Here is a 19,222-nt window from a genome sequence, read left to right on the forward strand (position 1 = left end):
CCCCCTTCTCAGCGGACCGGCTCGCGATAGCCGACGGCCAGGTGGCCCAGGCTGTCGCGGCCGATCTCGGCTTCCACGTCGAACACCTCGCGCAGCAGTGGCGTGGTCAGCACGTCGGCCGCCTGGCCGTCCGCGACGACCGTGCCGCCGTGCATCAGGACCAGCCGATCGCAGTAGCGGGCGGCCAGCGCGAGGTCGTGCAGCGCCACGACGACGGTCTGCGGCGTGCGCCCGGCCAGTTCCATCAGTTCGAGCTGGTGGCGCACGTCCAGGTGGTTCGTGGGTTCGTCCAGCAGCAGTCCGGACGTGCGTTGCGCCAGCGCCCGCGCCAGATGGGTGCGCTGTCGTTCGCCACCGGACAGCTGCTTCCACGGCCGGTCGGCCAGCCCGGTGAGGTCGAGCCTCTCCAGTGCGGCGGCGACGATCGCGTGATCACTGGCGTCCGGCCCACGCCATCGCGACCGGTGGGCGGTGCGGCCGAGCATCGCGACCTCGGCCACCCGCAGGTCGCTGTCGGTGTCGGCGGTCTGCTCGACGAACGCCAGCCTGCGCGCTCTCTCACGGGCGGACCACGACGTGATCTCCACGCCGTCGAAGCGCACCTCGCCGTTCGCCGGAGTTCGCAGCCCTGCCACGCACCGCAGCAGCGACGACTTGCCGGAGCCGTTCGGCCCGATCAGCCCGACCGTCTCCCCCGGTTCGACCGTCAGGCTCACGTCCCTGACGATGGTCTTGCCGGGCACGCCCCAGCTCAGGTTCCGGACGTCGATCCTCACAGCTCACCCCGCTTGCGCAGCACCAGCAGGAAGAGCGGCACGCCGAGCAGCGCGGTGAACACGCCCACCGACACCTCCAGCGGCGAGAACACCACGCGGGTGAGCGCGTCCGTCCAGACCAGGAACACCGCGCCGACGACGGCCGACAGCGGCAGGAGTTTGCGGTGCAACGGCCCGACGAGGAATCGGACGCCGTGCGGGACGATGAGCCCGACGAACCCGACCGCGCCCACGGCGGCCACCGCGACGGCCGTCAGCACCGAGGTCGTGACCAGCAGGACGATGCGTGTCGTCCGGACGTCGACCCCCAGCGAGGACGCGGTGTCGGTGCCGAACGCGAACCCGTCCAACGCGGCCGAGCACAGCCACACCACGAGCAGCCCGAACGCCAGGACCACCGCGCACACCACGACGGACGTCCACCGGGCCGACGCGAGCGATCCCAGCAGCCAGTTGGTGACGGCGCGGATGCTGTCGGCGTCCCCGGACGTCAGCAGGATCAACGAGGTGAGCGCGGCGAACAGCTGTCCCACGACCACACCGGTGAGCACGACGCGCGACGAGTCCAGGCCGGTGCGCCGGAGCAGCAGCATCAGCAACCCGAACGCCACCAGCGCGCCGATCAACGCTCCACCGGTGACCCCGAGCTGCGAGCCGGCGAAGCCCAGCACCACCACGACCACCGCGCCCGTCGAGGCGCCGGACGACACCCCGAGCAGGTACGGGTCGGCCAACGAGTTCCGCGTGACGCTCTGCAGTACCGCGCCGCACACCGCCAGCGCCGCGCCGACGAGCGCCGCGAGCAGCACCCGCGGCACCCTCAGATCCCAGATCAGCGAGTCCAGCAGGCGCGGCAGCGGAACGACCGGCAGGCCGAGGCGTCCGCCCGCGGCCCTGCCGATCTCGGCCCAGCCCGCGCCCACGCCGATGCGGACGGCGAGCACCATCGACACCACGAGCACGATGAGGCTCAACACGACCACGAGCGTGTTCTTCCCGCGCTGAACGGTTTCCGGAGCTTCCAGGACGACCGGGTCGAGAAGAGCGGCGTCAGCCACGGCCGGCGATCTCGTCGAGTCCGGCGCCGAACGCCTTGAGCGCGTCGACCGTGCGCACGGACGGGTCCATCTCGATGCCCGGCAGCTCGATCACCTTGTTCTCCCGCAACGCCTTGAGCTGCGAGACGACCGGGTGCTCGCGCATCATCGCGAGCTTCTCGCTCGCCCTGTCGCCGGGGTTGCCGCGTTCGGACAGGTCGCCGATCACGATGACGTCGGGGTCGCGGCGGGCGATCTCCTCCCAGGACGCCTCCGGCCACTCCTGGCTGAGGTCGTCGAACACGTTGACCGCGCCGGCGATCCTGCTCATCTGGCTGGGCATGCCGTCCTTGCCCGCCACGTACGGGACGCCCTTGAACACCGAGTAGACCCAGACGACCTTCACCGGATCCCGTTTCACGGCCTGGACTTCCGCGACGGCCGCGCGTTGCTCGGCGGCGAGCTGGTTCGCCTTCTCGGTGATGCCGAAGATCTTCCCGAAGTTCTCGTAGTCCCGGAACAGCCGGTCGAACGGCGCGGTCGTACCGTCCGGGCAGTTCACCGCGCTCACGAACGTGGGCACCCCCAGGGTTTCCAGCTCGTCGCGCGTTCCGGCGCGGTCGGCGGTGAAGAGCTCCTTGAACGACGCCACGACGACATCGGGGTTGGCCGCCCTGAGCGGTTCCGAGGTGAGGATCTTGGGCGACAGCACCGGGATCTTCGCGTAGGCGTCGGCGAACCGGGGCGCCACCTTGGTCTTGACGTTCGCGGTGCCGGCCATCCGGTCCTGCATTCCCAGCGCCAGCAACGTTTCCGTCGAGTTCTGGTCCAGCGTCACCACCCGCTGCGGCGTGCCGGTGAACGTGAGCTGCTTGCCGCAGCTGTCCACCACCACCGACTGGGCCGTCGGCGCCTGGGCGCCTCCCGGTGTGGCGCAGCCCGCGGCGAGCACCGCGACCAACGCCAGGCCGAACCGGGCGGGGTGAGACATCGGATCCTCCAGAAAGTTCACTCGAACGGTGTGCGCTACTGTAACGACAATCATTTTCATTGCAACCCTGCTGGAAGGTCGATCGCGTGGCCCACGACACAATGCGCAGCCCGTCGGTGTTGCGCAGCACCACTTTTCTCCGTCTCTGGACCGCGACGACGGCATCGGGCATCGCCACCTGGGCGCTGCCGTTCGTGCTGGGCCTGGCCGTTCTCTCCCGGTCGCTGACGGCCGTGGAACTGGGCGTCCTGCTCGCCGCGCGCACCGGGGGCTTCCTGGCCGCCGTCCCGGTCAGCGGTGTCCTGGCCGACCGCTACGCGCGCCGCCAGGTGGTCCTGTGGTCCGGTCTCGTGTCCGCCGTCGCCGCACCGGCACTCGCTGCCTTCGTGGGCAACTCGCTGGTGTTCGCGGCCGTGGCGGCCGCGGCGATGGGGGCGGGTCAGGGCGCGTGCCGGCCGGCGTTCCAGGCGTTGACCGCCGAGGTGGTCGCGGCCGGCCAACGGCAGCAGGCCAACGCCGCGATGACCCTGTCCGTGCGGGTGACGACGTTGGTGGCGCCGGGCTTGACCGCGTTGCTGGCCCTGTTCCTGAACACGCAGGTGCTGCTGCTCGGCATCGGCGCGCTGTGGCTGGTCGCGGCCCTGGTCCCGCCCGCGGGAACCGGCGGCACGGCCCCTGGCGGCGGTTCGGGCTTCGTGGCGGACTTCTGGGACGGCGTGCGCGAAGCCCGCAGGCACCCGTGGTTCCTGGCCGGGCTCGGCGCGCTGACCGCGGTGATCGCCACCGGCTACTCGGCGACCGGCGTGGTGCTCCCCCTGGTCAGCCGCGACCGCTACGACACGGAGGCGGTGCTGGCGGGCGCGTTGACCGCCTACACGCTCGGTGCACTCGCCGGCGCCCTGCTCATCGCCCGCTGGCGGCCGCGCCACGCGGGCTGGACCGCGCTGTTCGGCCTCGCGCTGTACGGGTTCGCGCCGCTGAGCCTGCTGCTGCCGGTGCACCCGTTCGTCGTGATCGCCGCCTACGCCGTGGCGGGACTGGGCATCGAGCTGTTCAACGTGCCGTGGTTCACCGCGACCCAGCGCGAGGTCGAGCCGTCGAAGCTCGCCCGCGTGTCCTCTTTGGACTTCCTGATGTCCTACGGCCTGGCGCCGATCGGCCTGGCGCTCATCGCCCCGGCCATCTCGGCGTTCGGTGCTCCTGTGGTGCTGGCCGCCTGTGCGGTGATCTGCTTCGCCGCGCCCGCGCTGGCCGCGCTGGTGCCGTCGTCACGGGACTTCGGGCCGCGCCGATGATCGTGCCCCGCCTGCAGGCGCTGGATCCGGCCGCGCGCAGGGTGTTGACGGACACGGGTGCGGTGATCCTGACCGGCCTGCCGAACTCCCCGGACTCGCTGCCCGTGGCCGCTTCCCTGCTGTTCGGCACGTCGTTGCGCGAGCTGTTCCCGTACCGGACCCGGCGGTCGGTGGACGGCGAGGTCGTCGGGTTGCACGCGGACAGCTTCGACGTGGTCGTCGACATCGCCGGAAAGCCGGTGCGGCGCAGGCATCCCGACGAGGACCACGTCCTGGTGCTGCTCGCTTCCCAGGCGCCGTCCGGAGGTCAGTCGTTCGTCCTCGACGCGCACGAGTTCACCGACTCGCTCGACGCGGAGCTGAAGGACTTCCTCACGGGGTCCGATGTGGACCTGTACGGACGCTGGGCACCAACGCGCGGCCTGCCCGCGACACCGCGGGTAGGCCGTCACATCGAGTACACCCGTACGGGCAGGCGCATCAACCGGCGCACGGACGGGGTCGCGGCCCTGCACCGCGACCCCGCCGCCGAACACGTCATCGACATGCTCGCCCGCTTCGACACCGAGGTCGAGCGGGTGCAGCGGACGTTGCCGAGACTCAGGCTGAACGAGGGCGAGCTCCTGGTCCTCGACAACTACCGCTGCTGGCACGGCCGGGACGCGCACACCGGTGCCCGGACCGTGCACGTCCAAACCGTGCGGACCGACGACGCTTAGGAGGACGCCGCCTTCTCCAACTCCTTGCGCAGCTGCTCCTTGGTCATGTTCGACGCACCCGTGACGCCGAGGTTCTGCGCCTGGGTGAGCAGTTCCTCGCGAGTGGCCTGGCCGGGCATCTCACCGAGGTGGTCGGCGCGGCTGCGGGCGAACGCCTCGCCGAGCTCGTAGCGGCGCTGTGCGCTCAGGCGCTTGCGCATGCCCGGCAGCACCGTCTTCTCCTCTTCCTCCACGTGGTGGGTGATGGAGTCGACGACGTCCTGCAGCGCCTTCTCGTACTTCGGCGAGTCGTACTCGCAGTCGAGGAGCTTGGCGAGCAACTGCTCGGCCTCGGCGTGCTCCTCCTGGCTGTGCTCGACCTCGTCGTCGCCGCCCGCGTCCTTCGCGGCCGGGTAGACCTCGGACTCCTCCGCGCGGCTGTGGGCGACGAGCAGGCCGCACATCACCGGGGTGAGCAGCGGCCGTTTCTCGGGGTGGTTCTTCAGCTCGTCGAACAGGCGCTCCACCTCGCGGTGGTCCTGCATGATCAGGTCGACGACGTCGTACTGCATGGTGGTTTCTCCTTCAGTTCGGGTCTTTCCTCGGGTAGCGCGTGGCGATGGGGGCGAGGCCGCGCCGTCCGATCCGGCCGAGTGCCACGCCGAACGCGCTGAACACCACTACCGCGCCGATGGCGCCGATCACGATCGACCACGTCAGGCCCGCGTTCAGCAGTCCTGCCGCGGAGCCCGCGATGACGCCGGCGACGAGGCCGTTCACCAGGTTCACGAGGCCGGACACGCCCAGCGTCGTGCCGACCAGCCGCGGCCGCCGGGTGTTGCGCCAGCCGGTCTGGCCGCCGTCCGCCTCGACGCCGAGGGTGTCGTCGTGGATCTGCCGCACGAAGACGTCCCTGGTCGACGGCTCGAGGTCACCGTAGACGTGCCGGATGCGGTTGATCCCGAGGCCGGCCTGCACGTCCTCGATGGTCAGCTCGACCGTGCGGAACAGCGTGGCGAGGCCGATCAGGAACAGCGCCGAGAAGATGACCAGCATCAGCGTCAGCAACACCGTCAGCGGCACGACCTGCGCGACGAACCCGAGGGCGATCATGGACGCCGAGATCGTCGTCAGCAGGTGGCCTGCCCGGCCGGTCGCGTCGGTGATCGTCGCCGTGCGGATCATCTGCAGCGTGTTGTGCTCCATGGTCAGAATCGTCAGCGCGGAGGCCTTGTCCACTTCGGACACGTCAGCGGCCGAGCGCGTCGGCGAGTTCCTTCTTCGTCATCTTGGAGCGCCCCTTGATGTTGCGCTGCTTCGCCTCGTTGTACAGCTGGTCGTACGTCGGCCCCTGCGCACCGCTGTGCGACCGCTGCCCGCCGCGCTTCTGCGGCGACATGTCCTTGATGGACGATCGGCTCGCGGTCTTGGACTCCCCGGCCTGCGCGCGGTTCTTGTTGACCGTCCGCGCGGCGATCTCCTTGGCGCGCTTGGGCGAGGCGCCACGGTCCTCGGCGGAGTCCTTGATGTGCTCGTACTGACGTTCACGCTTCGCGTTCGATCCCGCTGGCATCACGACCTCCTTAATCGGTGCTGGTCAGCGAATACCCCCGGTCAGGACGATTCACACTCCGAGGACCGGGTAGCCGAACGGCATGGCGATCTCTTCCCGACTCGACACCGCCCGCGTCCTGGGGACGGTGCTGCTGCCCACCCTCGCCAAGGGCGTCATCGTCCGCAGGCCGGGCGTCATGGCGGCCGCCGAGAGGCTCCAGTCCGACACCAGGGCGATCGACACCATGCGCCGCCTGCGTGACCGCTACGGCCCGGAGCCGGTGCGGCTGCGCATCACCGGCCGCAGCGTCGCGATGCTGGTCGATCCGGCCGACGTCGGCAGGCTGCTGGCCGAGTCACCGGACCCGTTCGCGCTGGCCACCCGGGAGAAGAAGGCCGCGCTGAAGCACTTCCAGCCGCACGGCGTGCTCATCTCGGAAGGATCGGAGCGACAACCGCTGCGCGAGCTCAACGAACGCGCGTTGCGGCCGGAGAACGTGCCCGCCGAGGCGATCGTGCGCGACGAGGCCGACCTGCTCACCAGGCACGCGATGAGCACCGGTGAGCTGACCTGGGACTCGTTCGCCCAGGTGTGGTGGCGGATCGTGCGCAGGATCGTCCTCGGGGACGGCGCCCGCGGTGACGACCAGCTCACGGACGACTTGAAGGCGCTGCGGCAGAACGCGAACTGGGCCTTCCTCCATCCGAGGCAACGTGACCTGCGCGAACGCTTCCAGCGCAGGCTCGACGAGCATCTCGCGCGGCGGGAGGAGGGCAGCCTGGCGGCCCAGCCGGGCGATCTGTCCGGTCAGGTGCCGCACTGGCTGTTCGCGTTCGACGCGGCGGGCATCGTCACGATGCGCGCGCTGGCCATCGGCGCGCGGGGCATGCACGGCATCCTCGAATCGGCACGGCTGTGGCCCACCACGCCGGTGATCCTGCGGGAGAGCACGAAACCCACCCGCTGGCACGGCACGTGGCTGCCGGAGAAGACCGAGTTCGTCGTGTTCACCCCGTTCTTCCACCGCGACCCCGACCGGCTGCCGTTCGCCGACCGGTACGCGCCGGAGATCTGGGACGGGCCGCGCGACCCCGCGATCGTGCCGTTCAGCGCGGGTCCCGGCGAGTGTCCCGGCCGTGACCTGGTGCTGACCACCGCCGCCACCATGCTGGACACGCTCAGCGAGCACCTGTCGTTCCCCGCGCTCAGCGATCCGCTGCCGGGCACGCTCAACCACTTCGGCATCCGGATGCCCGCGACTCCGACGGGTACTCGAGTGTCATGAACGCACCCCTGTACGCCGTCGTGACCGGTGCGGACTCCGGCATCGGCAAGGCCGTCGCCGTCGCGCTCGCGGGTGGTGGCGCCGACGTGGGCATCACCTACCACGAGGACGCCGACGGAGCCGCGAGGACCGCCGACGAGGTCCGGGAGGCAGGAGCCCGTTGTGCCGTGCGGCAGCTCGATCTGACCAGGCTCCCTTCCGCGGCGGACGTCATCGACGAACTGGCCGAGGAACTGGGCGGTGTGGACGTCCTGGTGAACTGCGCCGGCACCGGCAGCAGCGAGAAGGCACTGGACATGTCGTTCGACACCTGGCGCTCGGTGCTCTCGGTCGACCTGGACGGCGCGTTCCTGTGCTGCCAGCGGGCGGCCAGGCACATGATCGCCGCCGGGCGCGGCGGCCGGATCATCAACATCACCTCGGTCCACGAACACCTGCCACGGGTCGGTGCCGCGCCTTACTGCGCCGCGAAGGCCGGGCTCGGCGCGCTCACCGAGGTGCTCGCGCTCGAACTGTCCGAACACGGCATCACGGTCAACTCGGTGGCACCGGGCGAGATCTCGACGCCGATGACCGGCCAGGAGGACGTCGACCCGCACACCCAGCCCCGGCCGGGCGTCCCGCTCGGCCGTCCCGGTCACGCGAAGGAGGTCGCGGCCGTCGTCGCGTTCCTCGCCACTCCGGCCGCGAGCTACGTGACCGGAGCGTCGTTCGTCGTGGACGGCGGAATGTCCCTGATGGGCCCGCAGGCGAGCCAGCTGGTCGCCGACGAGAAGTGGAGGAAGCCCTGATGCGTGCCGTTGTGCTCAACTGCACCTTGAAGAAGTCCCCTGACCCGTCCAACACCGATCTGCTCGCCCAGGTCGTGATCGACGAGCTGACCAATAAGGACGTCGAGGTCACGTCGTTCCGCCTGGCGGACCACGAGATCCCGCCGGGCGTGGTGACCGACCTCGGCGGCGGCGACGAGTGGCCGAACGTCCACCGGTTGCTGCTCGACGCCGAGATCCTGGTGTTCGCGACCCCGACGTGGGTGGGCCGCCCGTCCTCGCTCGCCCAGCGGGCGCTGGAACGGATGGACGCCATGATCTCCGAGACCGACGACGAGGACCGGCCCGTCGCCTACAACCGCGTCGCGGGCGTGGTGGTGACCGGCAACGAGGACGGCGCGCACCACGTCATCAGCGAGATCTGCGGCGGACTCGGCGACATCGGCTACACGATCCCCGGCCAGGCCTGGACCTACTGGAACCGCGGTCCGGGGCCGGGCCCGAGCTACTCGGACACCGACGAGGGTCACGAGTGGTCGGAGAAGACCGGCCGCACCATGGCCGCCAACCTGCACGCCGTCGCCCTGGCCCTGGCGGAGCGCCCGATTCCGGCCTGAGCCAGCGCCACCACAGCGCCGATCGCCAAGCCGCCCAGGACGTCCGTGGGCCAGTGCACACGGGTCCTGAGGCGACTGTAGGCGACCAGCAACACCACCGGCGTCACGAACACAGCGGCCTCGCGGTCCACGAGCGCGGTGGCGGTGCCGAACGCGGCCGCCGTCACCGCGTGCTTGGACGGGAACGAGGACGAGTCGGGATGCTCCGGCAGCGCCCGGCGCGCGGGCATGGCCGGGACCCGCGGCCGCCGACGGTGCACGAAGAGGCTGACCAGGTGCCCGAGCGGCATGGCGACAATGGCCGCCGTGAGTGCGTGCTTCGCGGCTTTTTCCCTGCCTGCCAGCACGAGCAGCCCGGCGACGGGCAACCAGAGCACACCACCTCGCGCGGTCAGGCTCGCGGCGACGATGATCGGGTGCGGGCGTCTGGTGGGTAACTCCTCGCTGTCGTGCAGCGACTCCTCGTCCAGTTCGTTCTCACCGTTCACGCGACACCGGATTTCCTGACACGACCGTGCCGACCTTCAAGGATCCTCCAAGGTGGACTCGTCGCTCAGACGATTTCGAGCGACGGTCTGTCAGACGGGGTTCCACCGGACCGCGATTTCGAACCCATGGCTTCTCTTGCGGTGGTCGATTTCCAGACAATGCTCACTGAAACGGACAAAAAGCTCGTATGCGCACGAGCCGACTTGATCGACACCTGTTCGGCGGGCAATGTCGGACTGAGTTTCAAGGGGAAAACGCCGGGTATTGCTTTTTCGTGAATCGCATCGCCGACGTATGGGGAGCACGTACTCCGCACGAACGCGGGACACCCTGGCCGGTCCGGGTCGACCAGCGGTTGGCGGAAGGCGTCGAGGAGTCCGATGTGGACCGCTGGGTCCAGTCGGCGTGCGTGCTGTGCAGCAACGGGTGCGGTTGTGACATCGCGGTCAGGGACGGCAGGATCGTCGGAGTTCGCGGTCGTGCGGCGGACCTCGTCAACCGCGGCAGGCTCGGCCCGAAAGGCCTTTACGGTTCGTGGCAGGCGCATGGCAAGGACCGCCTCACGAAACCGTTGATCCGCCGTGACGGCGAGTTGCGGGAAACCGACTGGGACACCGCGATGAGCGAGGTGGTCCGTCGCTCCCAGGAACTCCTCTCCGAGATCGGGCCGCTCTCGCACGGCTTCTACACCAGCGGTCAGCTGTTCCTGGAGGAGTACTACACGCTCGGCGTGATCGGCAAAGCCGGCATCGGCACCCCGCACATGGACGGCAACACCCGGCTCTGCACCGCCACGGCCGCGGCGGCGCTCAAGGAGTCGTTCGGCTCGGACGGCCAGCCCGCCTGCCACGCGGACATCGACCTGTGCGACGCGCTGTTCCTGTTCGGGCACAACATGGCCTCGACGCAGACGGTGATGTGGGCACGGGTGCTCGACCGGCTCGAAGGACCGGACCGGCCGCGCGTTGTCGTCGTGGACCCGCGGCGCACCTCCACCGCCGAGGCCGCCGACGTGCACCTGGCGCCGTTGCCCGGCACGAACCAGGCGTTGCTGAACGGCCTGGTGCGCGCGGTGATCGACCACGGCTGGCTGGACCGCGAGTACGTCCGGGCGCACACCCTGGGTTTGGACGAGCTCAAGGCGACCGTGGAGCCGTACACGCCGGAGCACATCGCCGAGATCTGCCGCGTCTCGCCCGTCGACCTGCTGCGCGCCGCCGAGATCTTCGGTACCTCCGAGCGGGTGCTCTCGACCGTGCTGCAGGGCTTCTACCAGTCACATCAGGCCACCGCGGCGTCGTGCCAGGTCAACAACCTGCACCTGCTGCGCGGCCAGATCGGCAGGCCCGGCAGCGGCGTGCTGCAGATGAACGGCCAGCCGACCGCGCAGAACACCCGTGAGTGCGGTGCCGACGGCGACCTGCCCGGCTTCCGCAACTGGGACAATCCCGAGCACGTCGAGCAGCTCGCGCGACTGTGGAACGTCGACTCGCTGACCATCCCGCACTGGGCTCCGCCGACGCACGCGATGCAGATCTGGCGGTACGCCGAGCAGGGCTCGATCAAGTTCCTGTGGATCTCCGCCACGAACCCCGCCGTCTCGTTGCCCGAACTCGGCCGCATCCGGAAGATCCTGCGCCGGCAGAACCTGTTCGTCGTGGTGCAGGACGCGTTCCGCACGGAGACCACCGAACTGGCCGACGTCGTGCTGCCCGCGGCGATGTGGGGCGAGAAGGAGGGCACGTTCACGAACCTGTCCCGGGTCGTGCACCTGTCCGAGCAGGCCGTCGCACCGCCCGGCGAGGCCCGCAGCGATCTGAACATCTTCCTGGACTACGCCTCCCGCATGGGTTTCCGCGACCGCGACGGCGATCCGCTGATCAAGTGGAAGGATGCCGAGGGCGCGTTCGATGCGTGGCGCGAGTGCAGCCGCGGCCGACCGTGCGACTACAGCGACCTGTCCTACGAACGGCTGCGCGGCGGCAGCGGCATCCCCTGGGGCAGCGGGGAAAGACTCTACACCGACGCCGTCTTCCCCACCGCCGCCGACTACTGCGAGGACTACAGCCACGACCTGCTGACCGGCGCTTCCACGACTCCCACCGACTACCGGGCCCAGCGGCCTGACGGGCGGGCGTTCCTCAAAGCCGCCGAGTACACGCCCGCCTCGGAACAGACGAGCGACGAGTATCCGTTCCTCTGCACGACCGGCCGCTCGGTCTACCACTTCCACACCCGCACCAAGACCAGCCGCGCCCCGGAACTGCAGAAGGCGGAGCCGGATCCGTGGGTCGAGATCTCCGCCTCCGATGCCGCCGAACTCGATGCGACAGAAGGAGATGTGGTGCGAGTCGAGTCCGAACGCGGTGGCGTCGAGGTGCCGGTCCGCATTGGACGGTGCCGTGACGGCGTGGTGTTCCTGCCGTTCCACTACGGGTTCCAGGCCGCCAACGAGCTGACGCCCACCGAGTGGGACCCGGTCTCGAAGCAACCGCTGTTCAAGATCAGCGCGGTGCGGATCAGGAGGGTCTGATGCATCTCGCGACCTATCTGGGCCTCCTGCACACCTCGCTGCGGACGCTGGCCGGCGCGTTCCGCGAAGTCGCGAAGGGCCACGGCGAGGAGCCCGACGTCCGGCGCACCTGCCTCGTGCTCGCCGGCCGCGTCGACGGCCAGAGCGAGAAGCTCGGCCCGATCGTCGAACGGTACGGCGAGCACCGCGAAGCGGAGCCGGAACGCCTGCACGCCGCCGAGTTCGAGCAGACCCGCACCGGCGGCGTCGGCCTGCTGCGCGACCTGCAGGACCTCTACGCGCTGGCGTCGTTCACCGACATCACCTGGACCGTCGTCGGGCAGGCCGCGCAGGGCCTGCGCGACGAGGAACTGATGGACGTCGTGAGTGCCTGCGAACAGGACACGGCACGGCAGCTGGCCTGGTTGAAGACACGGATCAAGCAGAGCGCGCCGCAGGCGCTCATCGCGGTGAGGGGCTGAGATGGCCGACGGTGTGAGCACGCTGATTCCCGCCAGGATCGACCGCCTGCCCTGGTCGCCGTTCCACACGCGCATGGTCGTCGCACTGGGCGTCGCGTGGATCCTGGACGGCCTGGAGATCACGGTCGCCAGCGCGATCGCCGACACGCTGACCAAACCGGAGACGCTGGGGCTGTCGTCGACCGCGGTCGGCCTGCTCGCCACCGTCTACCTGATCGGCGAGGTCGTCGGCGCGCTGTGGTTCGGTCACCTCTCGGACCGGCTGGGACGCCGCAAGCTGTTCATGATCACGCTGGGCGTCTACCTGGTCGGCTCCGGCCTGACCGCGCTGACGCTGGGCAACGGCACTGGCTGGCTGGTCTTCCTGTACCTGACCAGGTTCATCGCCGGCATGGGCATCGGCGGCGAGTACGCGGCGATCAACTCCGCGATCGACGAGCTGATCCCCGCCCGCTACCGGGGCCGCGTCGACATCGCGGTCAACGGCACGTACTGGGCGGGCGCGGTGCTCGGCACGCTCGGCTCGTACATCCTGCTCAACCACGTCGAACTGTCGCTGGGCTGGCGGCTCGGGTTCCTCATCGGACCGGTGCTGGGCCTGGTGATCCTGGTGGTGCGCAGGCATCTGCCGGAGAGCCCGCGCTGGCAGATCATGCACGGCCGCGAGGAGGCCGCCGAGAAGACGATCACCGGCATCGAGCGCGAGGTCGAGAAGGAGTCCGGCGCGGAGCTGCCGCCCGTCGACGAGAAGAAGGCCATCGAGATCAAGCCCGCCGAGGAGATCGGCTACTTCGCGCTGGCCCGCGTGCTGTTCCGCGAGTACCCCAGCCGCGCGGTGCTGGGCGCGACCCTGATGATCACGCAGTCGTTCCTCTACAACGCGATCTTCTTCACCTACACGCTGGTGCTGGGCAAGTTCTACGGCGTGCCCTCCGAGGTGACGCCGCTGTACCTGATCGCTTTCGCGGTCGGCAACCTCGTCGGTCCGTTCACCATCGGGCACCTCTTCGACACCATCGGCCGCCGCCGGATGCTGTTCCTGACCTACGCGATCTCCGGCGCACTGCTCGCCGTCACCTCCGTGCTGTTCTACACAGGAGTGCTGAACGCGATCACGCAGACCATCGCGTGGTGCGTGATCTTCTTCTTCGCCTCGGCCGGCGCCAGCGCCGCCTACCTGACGGTCAGCGAGATCTTCCCGCTGGAGGTGCGGGCGAAGGCGATCGGCGTGTTCTTCGCGATCGCGCAGTGCTTCGGCGCGCTCGGCCCGGTGATCTACGGCGCGTTGATCGGTACCGGGGACCAGCCGGTGCGGTTGTTCATCGGCTACCTGGTCGGCGCGGCGATCATGGTCGCGGGCGGGCTGGTCGCGCGGTCGCTCGCGGTGGACGCGGAGAACAAGTCCCTGGAGGACGTCGCTCTGCCGCTGTCCGCGACCGCGCGGCGCAGCCACACCCGTGCCGAGGGCGCCGGATCACCCTTCAAGACGTGAGACCAGCACTCCCCCGCGATCCACGAACGACTCCGGCAGCCACGGCTGCTCGACCTTGCGGCCGTTCCACCGGGTCTCGTTCACGTGGACGCCCGGCGTGCCGGCGGCCAGAATCGTGATGTTCTTCTTGGTGATCCGCGCCTTGGGGAACATCGGGCTCGACACGTGCAGTTCGGAACTGCTCGGCGTGCGCGGGTACAGGCCCAGAGCGGCGAAGACGTACCAGGCCGACATCGTGCCCAGGTCGTCGTTGCCGGGCAGTCCGGACGGGCCGGTGCGGTAGACCAGCCGCGCCATCGCGCGCACGGTCTCCTGGGTCTTCCGCGGCTGGCCGAGTTCGTTGTAGATCCACGGGGTGTGGATGCCCGGCTCGTTGGTCGGGTCGTACCGCAGCGCGTCGCCGCCCGTCGCCCACGAGCCGTCCGCACGGTGGAAGAACGCGTCGAGCCTGGTCGCCGCTGCTTCGGGACCGCCCATCACCTCGGCGAGGCCCTGGACGTCGTGCGGCACCATCCACGTGTAGGTGGCGCTGCTGCCCTGCGCGAAGCCCTGGTCGGAGGCCGGGTTGAACGGCGTCACCCAGGTGCCGTCGGCCTTGCGGGCCTGCTGGTGGCCGGTGGCCGGGTTGAACGTGTTGCGCCACCAGCCCGCGCGCTTCCGCATCTCCTCGCTGGGACGGCCGAGCCTGCGGCCCAGGTCGGCGAGCGCCTGGTCGGCGACGGAGTCCTCCAGCGTCTCGGCGGCGCCGCCCCAGCAGTGACAGGTGTCCTGCGGCGCGTAGCCGAGGCGCAGGTACTCGGCGAGGTTCGGGCGCTGGCCCTCGCACTGGCCGGGGCAGCCCTTGTCGGACAGGCCGTCCGGGTGCGGGACGGTGGCCTGGCGCAGCAGTGAGTCGTAGGCCGCCCGCACGTCGAAGTTCCGCGCGCCCATGGCGTACATGCCCGCGACGGCCGGGGCGGACGGGTCGCCGGTCATGACGTGCGTCGGACCGGTGATGTGGACCCAGCGGTCCCACACGCCACCGTTGCGGCGTGAGATGTCCAGCAACGACTGGGCGTAACCGCTCGCCACGTCCGGTGCCAGCAGGGCGAGCAACTGGGTGTGGGCGCGGTACTGGTCCCAGCCGGAGAAGTTGCCGTACCGCACCTCGCCGCCGACGTCGCTGATCACGTTGGGCTGCAGGAAGGTGTGGTAGAGCGCGGTGTAGAAGATCGTGCGCTCGTCCGCGGTGCCGCCGTCGATCTCGACCGCGCGGAGCTGCTTCGCCCACGCCTTCCTGGCTTCCGCCGCCACGTCGGCGACGGTCGCGCGCTTCGGGATCTCCGTCGCGAGGTTGCGCTTCGCGGCGTCGAGGCTGGTGTAGGAGATGCCGACCCGCATCCGCACCGCACTGTCCGCAAAGGACACGTAACCGCCGGAACCCTTGCCCGCACGGTTGGTTCCGGTCAGGTAGCCCTCGCCGCCGGAAGCGGACGTCGTTCCGGGCCGCAGTTCGCTGTTGACCCACGTGCCGTAGGCCGAGATCGGACGGTCGAACGACGCGGTGAAGTGCAGGCGGTAGTAGGTCTTCTGGTTGTTCGCGCCACCGTTCGCACGCCGGCCGCAGAACGCGCCGGTCAGCACCGAGCCCGACACGGTGTTGGTGGCCGGGTCGATGGTGATGTCGGCGTCCTCGCTACCGTTGAGCGAGTTCGAGGTGCGGAACAGCAGCGATCCGTTGACGGGGAACGTGAACTCGCCGATGCCCGCCCGCGTCGACACGGACAGGTCCGCCGTGGCACCGGACTTCAGGCCCACCCGGTAACGACCGGCCTCGGCCTTCTCGTCGGCGTGGGAGAAGTCGCTCGCGAAGATCTGGTCCTTGGTGTCCGCGGTCGGCGACGAGGTGATCTCACCGACGTGCGGCATGATCGGGACGTCTCCCGCGGCACCGGGATGGCAACCCGCGCCGTTGACGTGCGTGAGGCTGAAACCGCGCACCCTCGTCGCGTCGTAGGCGTAACCGTTGGCGGCGCCCGTGTTCGTCTGGTCGCCGCGGGTCGACGTCGGACTCCACGAGATCATCCCGAACGGCCGCACCGCGCCGGGATAGGTGTTGCCGCCGCCCGCGGAGCCGATCAGCGGGTCGACGTAGCGCGTGTCGTCTCTCACCGCCGCACTCGCGGGAGTCGCCAGCGCGGCGGTGAGGACAGTGACCAGGAAGACCGGGAGCGCTCTCACGTCCCGGGACACTAACCGGTTGTCAGTAAACGCAGGGTGGCCGGTAGCCGTCGATCTTCAGGCTCTGGAACTCCAGGTCGTTCTTCGTGTTGCCGACGAACACCAGGCCACGGGCGTCGTCGAGGGCCTCGGCGAGCGGGTAGGACGGCTTGCCGAGCGCGGGCAGATATGTCCAGTCCTTTGTCCTGAAGCTGAAGAACCGCTTCACGAGCCGGCCGCCGGTGGACGGGATCTTCGTGACCCACTTGTCGCCACCGCTCCAGAACTCCGCGGGTCGCAGCTGGACGTAGAGATCGTTGGTGGCGCGGTAGGTCATCCAGAAACCGGCCGAGTGGGACAGGTCGGCCTGGGCCTCGAACTGGTTGCCGAGCCACACGACCATGACAGCCCAGTCGTCTGCCAGGAACTTGATCTTCGCCGTGTGGTCGTGCCGTCCCTTCGGCACGAGGATGCTGCCGGTCGCGGGTTCCGTGGCACCTTCACCACTGGCGATCCACTGCTGATACCGGTCGATGGACGGGGTGGCGCACTCGCGGCCGGGCGAGGCGTTCGCGACCGCTGTCGAGCCGAGGGTGAACAGCAGCGCGTACGCGATCACCGCGACGCGGCCGAACGTCGATTTCAGGCGCATCTCGCGGACCGTAGCGGAAATTGGTATAAACCATTTCCGTTCACCGTTGACAGGGTCTCATCTGGCTACCTGGACAGCGGATTGTGAGGACCGTCCGCCAGGTTCACAGTGAGCCTGGTGCACCCCGCCAGATGCATCGCATTCATAGGTGTCGTAACGGTTCTCTCCCTCCAACTGACCGCGCCGGCCGTCGCGTCGACCGACTGCTCCCCTGCCGTCGACGACCGGTCGTTCGCCTCCGCCGCCCGGTTGCGCGCTCTCAACGCCACCGTCGCCGGGTTCGGCGTCCGCGCCACCGGCAGCCCCGCCCACGACCGTCTGATCTCCTGGCTGGAACGCCGCGTGGACCGGCTGCCGGGCGTGTCCGTGCGATCGGAGCCCTTCGCGATCCAGCGCTGGAAGCCAGGTCCCGGTTTCCTGCTCTCGGGCGGCGTCGTGCCGGTCGCCGGCGCCATCCCCTACTCCGAGCCAGGCCTGCGCGGCGGCGAACTGGTCAGGTTGCCCGCCGGCACGCCGATCACCGCCGAGAACGCCCGCGGCAAGATCGTCCTGCGGGACTTTCCCGCCCTCGACCGCGGCTACCTCGCCGAGCCGTTGCTGGACGAGGACATGGTCGACGCGGGCAAGGCGGGCGCCGCCGGGGTCGTCGTCGCCTTCCCGTTCCCGCACGAGCAGGTGAAGGGCTACTGGGACCCGCACCTCGGCACCCACTACCGCGTGCCGGGCGTGTTCGTCGGCTCCGACGCGGCTCTCCGGCTGGTCCCGGGCACGCGAACGACGATCGGCGTCCTGGCCGGGCGCGCACCGGCCGTCACGCGCTCCCTGATCGCCACGCTGCCGGGCCTGAGCAGTGAGCGGATCGTCCTCGACACCAACACCGACGGCGTGGGGTGGGTGCAGGAGAACGGCACCGTCGCGCTGCTGGCGCTGGCCGAGCACTTCGCACGCCTGCCGCTGCGCTGCCGGCCGCGCACGATCGAGTTCGTCTTCGCGACCGGGCACCTGCACCGCCCGGCGGAGGGCAGCGAGTTCCGGGCCCGCGCGCTCGACGCCGAGTACGACTCGGGTTCCGTCGCGTTCGCGTTCGTGCTGGAACACCTCGGCACGCGGGAGTTCCTGCCTCAGGACGGTTCGCTGCGACCGACGGGCCCGGCCGAGCTGTCCGGCTGGTTCGCGGGCAGTCCGGTGCTGGCCCGGAGCGCGCAGACGGCACTGACGGGGCGCGCGGTCGATCGCACATTCGTCCTGCCCGGCAGCGACCCGCCGGTGCCGGGCCGGGTGCCGGCGCAGTGCTCGTTCGGTGGCATCGGCACGCACTTCCACTCGCACCTGATCCCGACGATGGCGATGATCTCCGGGCCGTGGACGCTCTGGGCGCCGTCGTTCGGCTCCGCGGCCGTCGACCACGAACGGATGCGGCGCCAGGTGCTGGCCGCGGGTGACGCGATCACGGCGCTGGCCCCGGTGTCCCGGGACCAGATCGCCGGGCCGTACCTGGAGCAACGGCAGGCGCGCGCGGCCGGAGCACCGACCTGTTCGCACGACCTGCCGCCCGAGTGGGCGCCTAGAAGGTGATGTGTGCCTGAACAGCGAGGTGGTCGGACGGGAACTGGCCATCTCGCTGGAAGGTGTTGATCGCGGCGGCCTCGACGCGCGCGCCGCGGGTGAGGATCCAGTCGATGCGCGGGCCGTCCGGCACGAGCGGGCCGTAGCCGTGGAACGTCCCGTACGCCGGGGTGGTCTGCGGACCGGCGAGCCACGTGTCGGCCAGACCGGCCGTGAGGGCGGCGTAGGGCGGTGAGCCGGGGACGTCGTTGAAGTCGCCGGTGAGCACGACCGGCAGGGTCTGGGCCTGGAGGCGGTCGCGGACGAACTCGGCGCTGCGCAGCCGGGAGTTCGCCGACTCGTGGTCGAAGTGGGTGTTGACGGCCACGAACTGCCTGCCCGTCAGGCGGTCCGCGAACCGGACCCAGGTGACCATGCGGATCACGTTGTTGCCCCACGACCGGGAACCCACGACGTTCGGGGTGGCGGACAGCCAGTGGTGGTCGAATTCGAGGGGTTCGAGCCGGAGGGTGTCGAAGAAGATCGCCATGAACTCGTCGTGGCTGCCGCCCGCCCGGCCCAGGCCGATCCAGTCGTAGTGGGCGGGCAGATCGTGGGCGATGTCGAGGAGTTGCCCGTAGAGACCCTCCTGCGTGCCGAGGACGGCCGGCAGCTCGTTCAGCAGCAGCTGGGCCATGACCGGGCGTCTGACCGCCCACGAGTTCGGCTCGGCGGCCGAGGCGTACCGCAGGTTGAACGACATGACGCTCAAGGTCGACATCTCACCGAGCATGGCACAGGCCCGCCCTGAGCCAGGGCGGGCCTGC

General features: G+C 69.9%; 19 protein-coding genes. 9 read left to right on the top strand and 10 right to left on the bottom strand.

Annotated elements, in window-relative coordinates:
* Positions 1-8: 8 nt before the first annotated feature.
* Genes ACIRG5_RS02665 through ACIRG5_RS02675 form a run of 3 tightly spaced genes read right to left on the bottom strand, consistent with a single transcriptional unit; the run spans position 9 to position 2,804 of the window.
* The gene (locus ACIRG5_RS02665) at positions 9-776 is read right to left on the bottom strand and encodes an ABC transporter ATP-binding protein (RefSeq protein WP_402899053.1); all 768 of its coding nucleotides are present in this window, start codon (positions 774-776) and stop codon (positions 9-11) included.
* Entirely contained in the window at positions 773-1,834 is a 1,062-nt protein-coding gene (locus ACIRG5_RS02670; RefSeq protein WP_402899055.1) for a FecCD family ABC transporter permease, read from the bottom strand. The genes ACIRG5_RS02665 and ACIRG5_RS02670 overlap by 4 nt, the downstream gene beginning before the upstream one ends.
* The gene (locus tag ACIRG5_RS02675) at positions 1,827-2,804 is read right to left on the bottom strand and encodes an ABC transporter substrate-binding protein (protein WP_402899058.1); all 978 of its coding nucleotides are present in this window, start codon (positions 2,802-2,804) and stop codon (positions 1,827-1,829) included. The genes ACIRG5_RS02670 and ACIRG5_RS02675 overlap by 8 nt, the downstream gene beginning before the upstream one ends.
* 101 nt (positions 2,805-2,905) lie before the next feature.
* Between ACIRG5_RS02675 and ACIRG5_RS02680 the strand changes: the two genes are divergently transcribed.
* Complete coding sequence (locus ACIRG5_RS02680) at positions 2,906-4,099, top strand: MFS transporter (RefSeq protein WP_402900865.1); 1,194 nt, start codon at positions 2,906-2,908, stop codon at positions 4,097-4,099.
* Complete coding sequence (locus ACIRG5_RS02685) at positions 4,096-4,818, top strand: TauD/TfdA family dioxygenase (protein ID WP_402899061.1); 723 nt, start codon at positions 4,096-4,098, stop codon at positions 4,816-4,818. The genes ACIRG5_RS02680 and ACIRG5_RS02685 overlap by 4 nt, the downstream gene beginning before the upstream one ends.
* Here ACIRG5_RS02685 and ACIRG5_RS02690 read toward each other — a convergent pair.
* Genes ACIRG5_RS02690 through ACIRG5_RS02700 form a run of 3 tightly spaced genes read right to left on the bottom strand, consistent with a single transcriptional unit; the run spans position 4,815 to position 6,370 of the window.
* Complete coding sequence (locus ACIRG5_RS02690; RefSeq protein ID WP_402899064.1) at positions 4,815-5,369, bottom strand: hemerythrin domain-containing protein; 555 nt, start codon at positions 5,367-5,369, stop codon at positions 4,815-4,817. The two genes, ACIRG5_RS02685 and ACIRG5_RS02690, sit on opposite strands and share 4 nt — an antisense overlap.
* A gap of 13 nt (positions 5,370-5,382) precedes the next feature.
* Complete coding sequence (locus tag ACIRG5_RS02695; protein WP_402899067.1) at positions 5,383-6,036, bottom strand: hypothetical protein; 654 nt, start codon at positions 6,034-6,036, stop codon at positions 5,383-5,385.
* Positions 6,037-6,046: 10 nt separating this feature from the next.
* Positions 6,047-6,370 (bottom strand): plasmid stabilization protein, encoded by a 324-nt coding sequence (locus ACIRG5_RS02700; protein WP_402899069.1) that lies wholly within the window; start codon positions 6,368-6,370, stop codon positions 6,047-6,049.
* A gap of 82 nt (positions 6,371-6,452) precedes the next feature.
* On the opposite strand from ACIRG5_RS02700, the gene ACIRG5_RS02705 reads away from it, so the two are divergent.
* Genes ACIRG5_RS02705 through ACIRG5_RS02715 form a run of 3 tightly spaced genes read left to right on the top strand, consistent with a single transcriptional unit; the run spans position 6,453 to position 9,024 of the window.
* On the top strand, positions 6,453-7,637 hold the full coding sequence (locus ACIRG5_RS02705) for a cytochrome P450 (protein WP_402899072.1): 1,185 nt from the start codon (positions 6,453-6,455) through the stop codon (positions 7,635-7,637).
* A complete protein-coding gene (locus ACIRG5_RS02710) occupies positions 7,634-8,428 on the top strand; it encodes an SDR family oxidoreductase (RefSeq protein WP_402899074.1) in 795 nt (264 codons plus the stop codon). The genes ACIRG5_RS02705 and ACIRG5_RS02710 overlap by 4 nt, the downstream gene beginning before the upstream one ends.
* Positions 8,428-9,024 carry a flavodoxin family protein gene (locus tag ACIRG5_RS02715; protein ID WP_402899077.1) on the top strand — a complete coding sequence of 199 codons (597 nt, stop codon included), beginning with the start codon at positions 8,428-8,430 and terminating at the stop codon, positions 9,022-9,024. Before ACIRG5_RS02710 ends, ACIRG5_RS02715 begins: the two co-directional genes overlap by 1 nt.
* Here the strand turns inward: ACIRG5_RS02715 and ACIRG5_RS02720 are convergent.
* Positions 8,934-9,512: a phosphatase PAP2 family protein gene (locus ACIRG5_RS02720; RefSeq protein WP_402899080.1), complete on the bottom strand. Its 579-nt coding sequence runs from the start codon at positions 9,510-9,512 to the stop codon at positions 8,934-8,936. The genes ACIRG5_RS02715 and ACIRG5_RS02720 overlap by 91 nt on opposite strands.
* Positions 9,513-9,787: 275 nt before the next feature.
* On the opposite strand from ACIRG5_RS02720, the gene ACIRG5_RS02725 reads away from it, so the two are divergent.
* Genes ACIRG5_RS02725 through ACIRG5_RS02735 form a run of 3 tightly spaced genes read left to right on the top strand, consistent with a single transcriptional unit; the run spans position 9,788 to position 13,999 of the window.
* A complete protein-coding gene (locus ACIRG5_RS02725; RefSeq protein ID WP_402899083.1) occupies positions 9,788-12,046 on the top strand; it encodes a molybdopterin oxidoreductase family protein in 2,259 nt (752 codons plus the stop codon).
* On the top strand, positions 12,046-12,507 hold the full coding sequence (locus tag ACIRG5_RS02730; protein ID WP_402899086.1) for a hypothetical protein: 462 nt from the start codon (positions 12,046-12,048) through the stop codon (positions 12,505-12,507). Before ACIRG5_RS02725 ends, ACIRG5_RS02730 begins: the two co-directional genes overlap by 1 nt.
* Position 12,508: 1 nt before the next feature.
* The gene (locus tag ACIRG5_RS02735) at positions 12,509-13,999 is read left to right on the top strand and encodes an MFS transporter (protein WP_402899088.1); all 1,491 of its coding nucleotides are present in this window, start codon (positions 12,509-12,511) and stop codon (positions 13,997-13,999) included.
* Here the strand turns inward: ACIRG5_RS02735 and ACIRG5_RS02740 are convergent.
* Both ACIRG5_RS02740 and ACIRG5_RS02745 read right to left on the bottom strand, forming a co-directional pair.
* Positions 13,982-16,219 carry a GH92 family glycosyl hydrolase gene (locus tag ACIRG5_RS02740; RefSeq protein WP_402899091.1) on the bottom strand — a complete coding sequence of 746 codons (2,238 nt, stop codon included), beginning with the start codon at positions 16,217-16,219 and terminating at the stop codon, positions 13,982-13,984. The genes ACIRG5_RS02735 and ACIRG5_RS02740 overlap by 18 nt on opposite strands.
* Positions 16,220-16,241: 22 nt before the next feature.
* Entirely contained in the window at positions 16,242-16,850 is a 609-nt protein-coding gene (locus ACIRG5_RS02745) for a hypothetical protein (RefSeq protein ID WP_402899093.1), read from the bottom strand.
* A gap of 117 nt (positions 16,851-16,967) precedes the next feature.
* Here ACIRG5_RS02745 and ACIRG5_RS02750 point away from each other — a divergent pair, with 117 nt between their 5' ends.
* Positions 16,968-18,425 carry a hypothetical protein gene (locus ACIRG5_RS02750; RefSeq protein WP_402899096.1) on the top strand — a complete coding sequence of 486 codons (1,458 nt, stop codon included), beginning with the start codon at positions 16,968-16,970 and terminating at the stop codon, positions 18,423-18,425.
* On the opposite strand, the gene ACIRG5_RS02755 is transcribed toward ACIRG5_RS02750, so the two are convergent.
* A complete protein-coding gene (locus ACIRG5_RS02755) occupies positions 18,415-19,176 on the bottom strand; it encodes an endonuclease/exonuclease/phosphatase family protein (RefSeq protein ID WP_402899099.1) in 762 nt (253 codons plus the stop codon). The two genes, ACIRG5_RS02750 and ACIRG5_RS02755, sit on opposite strands and share 11 nt — an antisense overlap.
* Positions 19,177-19,222 lie beyond the last annotated feature (46 nt).

Origin of the sequence: Lentzea sp. NPDC102401, assembly GCF_044765805.1 — a bacterium.
Classification (GTDB): Bacteria; Actinomycetota; Actinomycetes; order Mycobacteriales; family Pseudonocardiaceae; genus Lentzea; species Lentzea sokolovensis.